Consider the following 390-nt stretch of genomic DNA (forward strand, 5'->3'; position numbering starts at 1 on the left):
GGCATCGAGCCCGGCGACCGGTACGGCAGCCAGAACTTGCGCCATGATCCGGTCACCGCCGGCATGACGCCCCAGACCGTGCTTAAGCTGACGCAGCGGCGCCGGCAGATCAGCAAAGGGCGCGCCGTTGCGCAGCGCACCGGGCTTGCGTTCGATCAGCGGGAGGTAGTGCTGCCAGTCATAGCTGACCTGGTCGCGATCCAGCAAGCGGACATGGCTGGCGATCAGCGCGTCGTCAGCCACCACCTCGATTCGCGTCGGATACAAACGGCTGCTGACCCACTTACCCGCATACTCACACGGCACCGAGTAGCGGTTGCGCCCGACGCTGACCAGGCAGGTGCTGGAGACCCGCGCAGGCCGCTCGACGTAACCGTCGAATGGCGCTGG

At 66.7% G+C, this 390-nt stretch carries 1 pseudogene; it reads right to left on the reverse strand.

From position 1 onward, the window contains the following. A pseudogene (locus C722_RS24710) lies at positions 1-390 on the reverse strand (IS21 family transposase); the annotation flags it as partial.

It is taken from the genome of Pseudomonas sp. 313, from assembly GCF_000316965.1.
Taxonomy (GTDB): domain Bacteria; phylum Pseudomonadota; class Gammaproteobacteria; order Pseudomonadales; family Pseudomonadaceae; genus Chryseomonas; species Chryseomonas benzopyrenica.